We start from the raw sequence: 8,152 nt of genomic DNA on the forward strand, positions 1-8,152 counted from the left end.
TCGACAGTCTCGGGCACCAGTTCTCTCCGTCCGGCCCCGTCTGATGCGCTTAGTGTTCGACCAACGCGGATCGCGCGCGCTCGAACACAGGTTCGGGTACGGACGCCGATGCTAGTTCGACTGATCCGGAGCGACAGTGCGACATGCTGTGGAAGGTCGCGTGGCGTTCGACAACCCTCCGCCTGGGCGGCATCGGCTCTCCGGGCCGACGCCACTCGCGATCTTTTCGAGCGACGGCGGATCCGGGCGCGTCCTTGGCCCGGCCGTCCGGCTGGACGGTCGGAGACGCGGAACCCGAATTCGCGCATCCGGACGGCGAACCGGTCCGTGCCCGAGCGGCGGTAACTGCGCAGCGGATCGGCCACCGTGACCACACGTCCGTCCTCGGCGGCGCAGACTTCCTGCACATTCGGCAAATACAGCGCCGTCCCGGCCAAACCGCCCCGCGCGGACAGGACGACCAGCAGCTCGCGCCGCCACCCCAGGAACCCGCTCGGCCCGTCGCACTCGACCGCGAACGTCCAACCCGGTCCGGGCCACGTCCGCGCGAGCACCAGCTCCCGGTCCGTCGCCCCGCCGGGGCGCCCTCGAACGCGGCCGGTCCGACGCTGCCCGGCACCGCTCCCATCACGGTCAGTACGTCGTCAGGCTCGCGCCTGCGGACCAGGGTCACGCACCAACCTTCGCCAAGCTCGGCAACCAGATCCATCGGCACCGCAACTCCCCTTTCCCCGGCCGACGGCCCCGGACCGGTTCCCCGGCCAGGCCTCGCGATCACAGCAAGACTCATTCCAGCCAGCGCATGGTTTCGCGGGCATCCGTGCGCCCCGCAGCACCTGCGGAACCCGGACTCGAAAGCCGCAGTCGCCGAGCGCATGTTCCAGAAACAACCAATCTGCAGGGCTTCTCCCATTCCAGAAGGACCCTGTACTAGCTGCAGGACACGTCAACATCATCGACTGATTGAAGGCCGGATGGCCACGCTGCTGTGCCGCTGCGCCGGCGAGTTCGAACTGGACTACTCGACGATGTTCATCAAAGACGACGCGGCCGACCGCGACATCGAGCCGCCGGACGCGAGCAGGTGGTTGTGCGCTACCGAGCAGCAGGTGAGCCTGAGCAGTGCGACTGCGAGCCGCCGCCCTCCGCCGACTGGCCCACCACCAGAGAGACGCAGGACTGGTTCTCGACCGGCAGGCTCTGCCTCTGGCCCGCCCTCAGCGCACCCGCTCGCCCGCTTCGACCTCGGCGGGCCGGGGCTCTACAGCGCTGACCGCGGGGCAAGTCTGAAGCAGCAGCTCCTTTTCGCCGGATCGCCCGGCTCGCCGTACTGGGGTGCCACCATGTCGCGCACGCCATGCCTAGGTCGTCACGCGCCCGCACCGGCGCGGGCCCAATCAGCACCAGCAAAAATGGCCTGAATGGCGGCACGCGATCTGGGATGCAGCGGTGACAATGGCCGCAATGATGACCGTCTGCGTCGCTGCGGCGATCCTGTGGTTGCCCGGACTTGCAGTGATCTCATTCCTGGGACAACGCGGATGGGTCGCCGCAGCTTGTGCCCCGGCGGTGACGCTCAGTATGACCGGCCTGGCCGGCCTGGCCGCGACCGCGACGGGCATGCGGTGGGGGTTCGAGCCGTTTCTGCTCCTCGTCGGCCTCGTCGGAGCCCTTTGCTTGGCAGGTCGCCGATCCTGGCGTCGCCGGGTGCCGCAGGCAGGCAGGCACGCCTTGCCCGACCGCGAGCCGGACGCCTCACCGCCGGGTCTTCTCCGGGTTCGCCGGTGGTCCATACCACTCGGCATCGGCATTGCCGGGACGATCGCCGCGGTCACGACCTTGGGCGGCATGGGAAATCCGCATTCGGTACCGCAACTGTGGGACGCGATATTTCACGGCAACGCAATCCGGTTCATCAGCGAAACGGGAGACGCTAATCCAGTTTCCCTGGCGCAAATAGGCGACCCTGCGCAGGGTTCTTCCTTCTACTATCCGAACGCTTTTCACCTCATGGGCGCCCTCGTCCAGCACGCGACCGGACAGAGCATACCGACGGTGCTCAACGCGTTCGTCGTGGTCGTCGCGGTCGTAATCGTCCCTGTTTCAGTGGCCGGTTTCCTGAGCGGCGTCGGGGCGCCGGTCGGCTGGACCGCGGCCAGCGTCGCCGTGAGCACAGCGTTCACGAATATGCCCTACGCCTTGTGGAAATACGGAGGGTTGTATCCCTACACGCTGGCATTGTGCCTGATTTGGCCGGCGGCCGCCCTGGCGATCCGCTGGATCACGAACGGTGGCGCGCCGACCTTGGCCGCGGCTGCGCTAAGCCTGCACGGCACGTTCGTCACCCAGCCGAGCGTGATCCTGATCGCCGTGCCCTGTCTCGTCTTCGCCGTCGTCCGCCTCGGCAAGCGGACCCCCGCGACGGCCGGAGCGGGGCTCTTTCGGGCGGCCGTCCTGGCAGCGGTTTCCGCAGCTCTGGCGTTGCCCACGCTCATCGGGCTCCTGCGGATGCTTCCGACCGTGTCGGCGTACGACTGGCCGGCCAAGGAAACCCTCGTCCGATCGCTGGGGAAACTGGCCGTGCTCGGCGGCGAGGGCACCCGGCCGCAGTGGGTGCTCGCGGCGTTCTCCTGGGCGGGAATCGTCCTGCTGTGGCGCGATCGAGAACGCCGCTGGCTGCTGTGGATCGGCCTGATGTTCGGCATCCTCTACGTCCTGACCGCCTCATCCGACGCGCGCTGGCTCAAACCGATTACGGCCCCGTGGTGGAATGACGCCTTCCGATTCGTCGTCATCGTGACCTTCGTGGCCATCGCGGCGGCCGGGCTGGCGTTCGCCGCCGCGCAGTCCGCTCTCTCCCGGCTTTGCGCACGCTGGGGACGCTTGGCTCGCCACGATCGCGCGACGATCACCGCGGCTGCCTGCATCGAGGTTGCGCTGGTGACTGTGGCGAGTGTGTATCTCGGCCCCAATCAGGCTCGACTGAAACCGGCCTACCACGGTACGACCGTCACGCCGGAAACCGAGGACGCGATGCGCTGGCTGGCGGCCCACGCAAAGCCCGGGGAAGAGGTAATGAACGACAATAGCGACGGGACTGTGTGGACATACGGTTTATCCGGCGTGAGGACGTTCATCCCGTACTTCGGCTCCTACACCGCAGGGTCGGATCGGCAGCTTCTGCTCTCCGCGATGGACGAAATCGATACCAATCCGCAGGTGAAGGAAACGGCGGAACGCAACAACATCCGGTATGTGTTCGTCTCGGACGGGCTTCTGCCTGGGCGGAAACGCGCGTCCGGGCTGGACGCCCTCGACCAGTCACCCGCCTTCGCCGCAGTCTTCGGCAATCGAAGCTGCCGGATCTACCGCATGCGACGGTAAGGATTGCCCGGCCGAAGCCCCCGGCCTGGCGCATCGGTCAAGCAGAACGCCGGCCGAGGCTGACGCACCGCAAACCGGCGGCAGCCAGATGACGGCGGGCAAAAGCGTTGCGGGTGTCCAGCACGAGGTCGCCGACCATCATTCCCGCGATGCGGTTCCAGTCCAGGGAGTGGTACTCCGGCCAGTCAGTGATCAGTATCAGCCCGTCGATGCCCGGAACGACCTCGTAGACGTCCGTCTTGACCTCGACTCCGGGGATCTCGTGGTGCACGGTGGGGTCGTGCGCGGCGACGGTCGCGCCGAATCCGGTCAGCGCACGGACGACGTGGCTGGCCGGGGAGTCGCGCAGGTCATTGGTGCCGGTCTTGAAAGTCAGGCCGAGGACGCCGATGCGGGCTCCCGACAGATTCCGGCCCAGTTCATCGCGCAGCCGGGCGATCATCCGGCCGCGGTGGTGGATGTTGCTGGCGATAGCGGCGGCCAGCACGGGAAAGTCCACCCCGGCGTGGTCGGCCTGCCGGAGCAGCGCACGGGTGTCCTTCGGCAGGCAGGGGCCGCCCCAGCCGGGGCCGGGGCTCAGGAAGTCCGCGCCGATGCGGGGATCCGTGCCCAGCACATGAGTGAGGTCCGTGATGTCGGCGCCGACTGCCTCGCACACCTCGGCCACGGTGTTGATGTAGGAGAGTTTCGTGGCCAGGAAGCTGTTCGCCGCGTACTTCGACAGTTCTGCGGTAGCGGGGTCGGTGACGATCACCTCGGCGCGCACGGCGTCATAGAGCGCCGCGACCCGCTTGGCCGCGACCGGTTCGTTCGAGCCGATCAGGATGCGGGTGGGGTGGAGGAAGTCGTACACGGCGTGGCCCTCGCGCAGGAATTCCGGGTTGGACACGACCGCGATGTCTTCCCGGTCCAGCCAGGTCCTGATGTTGTCGGCGGTGCCGACCGGAACGGTGGATTTGGTCACCAGCACCGCGCTGGGACGCAACAGCTTCCGGATGCGGCGGACGGTCTGCTCGATCGCGGTCAGGTCGGCGGAGCCGTCGGCTCCTGGCGGAGTCGGCAGGCACAGGAAGACGACCGCCGAGGCGGCCGCGGCCGCCTCGGCGGTGGTGTCGAAGCGGAGGGCGTTGGTCTCCAGCCCGTGTCGTAGCAGCCCGGTCAGGTCGGGTTCGGCGAGGAAAGTGCGGGCTTCGCGAAGCTCTGCGACTGTGGTGGAATCGCGGTCCACGCAGGTGACGGAATGGCCGAGCGAGGCAAGGCATACTCCGGTGGTGAGTCCGACGTAGCCGCTGCCGATGACGCAAATACGTTCGCTGATGATCACGGATGTCTCCGGATTCGGTGAGCGGGAAAGGCGCGATCACGCACGCGAGGTCGGCTCGCGCAGGTGGCGGTCCGGGGATTGGCCCGGCCTTCCGACCGGGAGGGCACGCCCGGTGGCACGCACCGCGGCGGTCAAGGCGTCCAGATGCGCGCAATGTTCGATGACGTGCCGGTCCACATCGGACAGGGGGCCGTAACGGGCAAGGAACGCCTCTTCCAGGTCAGGACGTTCTCGCCAGATCCGGTCGGCCAGCCTGACCAGGTCACGCGCGGCGAGGTCGTAGCGGGCGTGCTCGAAGTCGATGACGCGGACGATGCCGCCTGGGGCGTACAGCAGGTTTCGGGGCATGAAGTCCAGGTGGCAGGGCACTGCCGGGAGCGGGCCGAGCGCGGCCAGCTCGCGGAGCCGCGCCCGGGTGTTCGCTCTTTCGCGAGCGGGCAGGACCGGTTCGGCGAGCGCGAGCCATTGTTCCCCGCGATCTGCGAGCCAGGCCGTCATGTCCGGGGTATCGCGCGCCGGTCCGGTTTCGTGCCAAGCCGACAGAAGCGCGCCGGCCTCGCCGAATACCTCTTGTTCGCGTTCGATCGGCAGGTCGAGTTCGGCTACGGACCTGCCCGGCAGCGCCGTCACGATGATCGCGGGCGGGTCGTCGGTTTCCGCGAGCAAGCGCGGTGCCCGCTCCCCCAGCGCCGGTACCCAGCGGCGGTAGGCGCGCCGTTCCTGTTCGTGCCGTTCACGATCACGGTAGGCCTTGACGACGACCTCGCCGACCCGGGCCGCCGCGCGCAGGACACGGATCTCGTCGTGGCCTCCGCATGGAGTCAGCGGCTCGGACTCCGGGTCGAGGCGAAGACGGCAGAGAGCGAGCAAGTCCTGTGCGACGGTCACGGCTCGTCCCCGAGGTGCCGGGTGTCGTTGTGAGCAGCCAGCATCCAGACTTCCTGGCCGAATCGGTTGACATGCAGCTGCCAGCGGGTCAGGCACGCGTGATCCGTGATGGGCCTGGCGCGGCGCGAGGACGCAGAGGTGAGCCCGAGCAAGAGCGTGCCGGCCGCCTCGATGGTTTCGCCGTGCGCCAGAACGAGGACCCGCTTTCCCCGATGGCGGGTGAGGATCTTCTCCAGGGCTCCGGCAGCGCGCTCCAGATACGCGGTCCAGGATTCCGAACCCGGCGCGTAGGGCGCGTCGGGGTTGTGTTGCGGCGGCCCGCCGAACGCCGACTTGACCTCGTGCCAAGACCGGCCGTCGGCGTCGCCGTGAGCCGCGCCGGCCAGCTCGGCCTCGACCACCGGCGACACGCCCAGCGCCCGGGTGACGATCTCGGCGGTCTCCAGGACCCTGCGGCGCGGGGTGGTGTATACGACGTCGAACGGATGCTCGGCGTGCTCCCGGGCGAGACGCGCGGCAAGTCGTTCGGCCTGCGCTCTCCCCAGCGGCGTCAACCCCGTGCAGCCCCGGTCGCCGCCGACGATTCCCTCGACGTTGCAAGCGGCTTCGCCGTGCCGGGCAAGCAGAAGTTCAGCGGTGACGGCCACGACGATTTCCCTCCGCTGCCGCGGGCACACCGCGGTTGTCGATGGCCTGAAGCCACTGTGCGCCCACCGCGGCGACCTGGACGAGTTCGCGGCGTAACCGGATCGGGTCGCTTTCGGCGAGTGCTTCGGCGACTTCCTCGAACAGAATGTGCCGCCAGGTCAACCGTCCGGCGGCTGCGGCCCGGTCGCATTCCCGGCGGGCGCTGTCGGCGAGCCCTGCCCACCGCGGGCCCGTTCCGTCGGGGAGATGCTGCTGGACTCCGTGGACGGCGTGCTGCGCTTCCCGCTCGGCGGCGATGTCGGCCAGGACCCGTTCCAGCCCGGCGTGTGCGCCGGAGACGGACGGCCCGGAAGACAGGGGGCTCACCAGGACACCTCGGATTCCCGCCACGGGCGTACGTCCGGCCAAGCGTGGCAGTATCCGTTGCGATGCAAGTACCGCGCGGTGAGCCGGTGGTGGAATTCGGCATAGACCCGCAGCTGGCCGAAAGTACACGCTGTGGCGTCGTCCGGCCGGCCGGCACAGATGTTGTAGACGGCGAGCGCGGCTTCTGTTGCCTCCGAGCGGAGTGTTCCGTGGGTCATGCCCGTGCTGACCACGAGTTTGGCGAGGTCGTAGCCGAACGGGGCGAGGGTCAGGTCGTCGAAGTCGACGATCGCGACACCCTCGTCGGTGAGCAGGAAGTTTCGGATGTTGGCGTCCTTGTAGAAGGCCGCGGGGCCGCCTCGACCGGCAAGGGCCGCTGCCGCAGTGCCTCGCGGCGAGGTCCCGCGAAATCGCGGATCACCAGGCCGGGCGACACCGCGAACGGCTGATCGAGGCGGGCCGCGTGCAGGTGCTGTGCATACGCTGCGGCATGCATCCGGCCGAGCGCCTGCGCGAGCAGTTCGAGGTCGCCAGGGCCTGGTTGCCGGTTGCCGAGGTGTTCGAAGGCGAGGCAGTGCGCATCCGCTGCCCGCAGGGCGGGCACCCGGACCTCGCACTCCAGATTCGCGAGCCATTCGCGATGCGCCGCCGCCTCGGCGGCGCGGCGGGGATCTTGGTACCGCTTGGTGTACACCGGGCCGGTCACGGTCGCACCGCCTTTACGTAGGTGACGGTGGACGTCGCGACGACCGGACGGTCGCGGAGCCGTCTCCGGAACTCGTCCGCCAAGAGACCGGCACTGCCGGCGAGGCGGTCTGGCAGGTGGTATTTCGGGGAGGTGTCCACGTAGCCGGCCAACTGGTCCAGTCCGGCGAACCGGAAGACATGCTGCTGGCGAAGAACCTGCTCGACCCGCAATGACGTGGCGACGATGCCGGGAGCTGTGTCGCCGTGGAAGGTCTCGTACAGGCTGGGTCGTGCGGCTGCGTCCGGATCGAGCCCGGCTTCCGCGATCAACTCGTCGATCTGGCGGTAGCTGTCGGCGGATTTGGTGACCAGGACGGCTCGCCCGCCCGCGGTCAGGCACCGGGCGATCTGGGCCACAACATCGGCGGGCCGGGCGGAGTGGTACAGGCAGTTCGCCGCGACGGCGATGTCGATGCTCGCGTCCGGCAGCGGCAGGTGATGAAAATCCGCGCACACGGTCCGCACGGAATGCCCCGCGTCGTCGAGGCGCTCGGCCACAGTGCCGAGTAGCGCCCGGGATTGATCGACCGCGATCAGTTGCGCAGGTGCGAGCCGGGTTGCCAGCCGCAGGGTGGTCGTTCCGCGTCCGCAGCCGATGTCACAGATCCGCGGCGCCGGTACGGCGGAGCTGGCGGCGAGGTCGACGACGGCGGCTGTCGCGTCTCCGCCGGAGATCTTGGCGGCGTGCAGCGCGCCGGTGCGCTCGGCGATCCTCGCAGGCGTCGAATACAGCGAGCCGGCGATGAGGTCGGGATCGATGAAGGGGGTAGCGGGCATGGACTGGTCGCCTCCCTG

At 68.7% G+C, this 8,152-nt stretch carries 8 protein-coding genes; 1 reads left to right on the plus strand and 7 read right to left on the minus strand.

Features of this window, described 5'->3' with window-relative positions; all coding sequences use genetic code 11:
* Positions 1-1,467: 1,467 nt before the first annotated feature.
* On the plus strand, positions 1,468-3,384 hold the full coding sequence (locus A4R44_RS42490) for a DUF6541 family protein (RefSeq protein ID WP_157905151.1): 1,917 nt from the start codon (positions 1,468-1,470) through the stop codon (positions 3,382-3,384).
* Positions 3,385-3,421: 37 nt separating this feature from the next.
* Here A4R44_RS42490 and A4R44_RS42495 read toward each other — a convergent pair whose 3' ends face one another.
* The 7 genes from A4R44_RS42495 to A4R44_RS42520 form a co-directional block, all read right to left on the minus strand.
* On the minus strand, positions 3,422-4,708 hold the full coding sequence (locus tag A4R44_RS42495) for a UDP-glucose/GDP-mannose dehydrogenase family protein (protein ID WP_095213974.1): 1,287 nt from the start codon (positions 4,706-4,708) through the stop codon (positions 3,422-3,424).
* A 36-nt stretch (positions 4,709-4,744) separates the two neighbouring features.
* Positions 4,745-5,596, minus strand: coding sequence for a phosphotransferase (locus A4R44_RS42500; protein WP_067594584.1), 852 nt, complete (start codon positions 5,594-5,596; stop codon positions 4,745-4,747).
* On the minus strand, positions 5,593-6,243 hold the full coding sequence (locus A4R44_RS42505; protein ID WP_067594587.1) for a histidine phosphatase family protein: 651 nt from the start codon (positions 6,241-6,243) through the stop codon (positions 5,593-5,595). The genes A4R44_RS42500 and A4R44_RS42505 overlap by 4 nt, the downstream gene beginning before the upstream one ends.
* Positions 6,227-6,610 (minus strand): hypothetical protein, encoded by a 384-nt coding sequence (locus A4R44_RS42510; RefSeq protein ID WP_232792040.1) that lies wholly within the window; start codon positions 6,608-6,610, stop codon positions 6,227-6,229. The genes A4R44_RS42505 and A4R44_RS42510 overlap by 17 nt, the downstream gene beginning before the upstream one ends.
* Positions 6,607-6,936 (minus strand): phosphotransferase, encoded by a 330-nt coding sequence (locus tag A4R44_RS51585; protein WP_369806069.1) that lies wholly within the window; start codon positions 6,934-6,936, stop codon positions 6,607-6,609. Before A4R44_RS51585 ends, A4R44_RS42510 begins: the two co-directional genes overlap by 4 nt.
* Positions 6,879-7,316, minus strand: a complete 438-nt coding sequence (locus tag A4R44_RS51590) for a hypothetical protein (protein WP_232792042.1) — start codon at positions 7,314-7,316, stop codon at positions 6,879-6,881. Before A4R44_RS51590 ends, A4R44_RS51585 begins: the two co-directional genes overlap by 58 nt.
* Positions 7,313-8,152, minus strand: an 840-nt coding sequence (locus A4R44_RS42520; RefSeq protein WP_232792043.1) for a class I SAM-dependent methyltransferase, incomplete at its 5' end; no start/stop codon positions are given. The genes A4R44_RS42520 and A4R44_RS51590, both read right to left, overlap by 4 nt.

Origin of the sequence: Amycolatopsis sp. M39, from assembly GCF_001651785.1 — a bacterium.
GTDB lineage: Bacteria > Actinomycetota > Actinomycetes > Mycobacteriales > Pseudonocardiaceae > Amycolatopsis > Amycolatopsis rubida.

Coding starts and splice junctions, on each gene's coding strand:
- A4R44_RS42490 (WP_157905151.1), top strand. CDS start 1,468: ATGACCGTCTGCGTCGCTGCGGCGATCCTGTGGTTGCCCGGACTTGCA.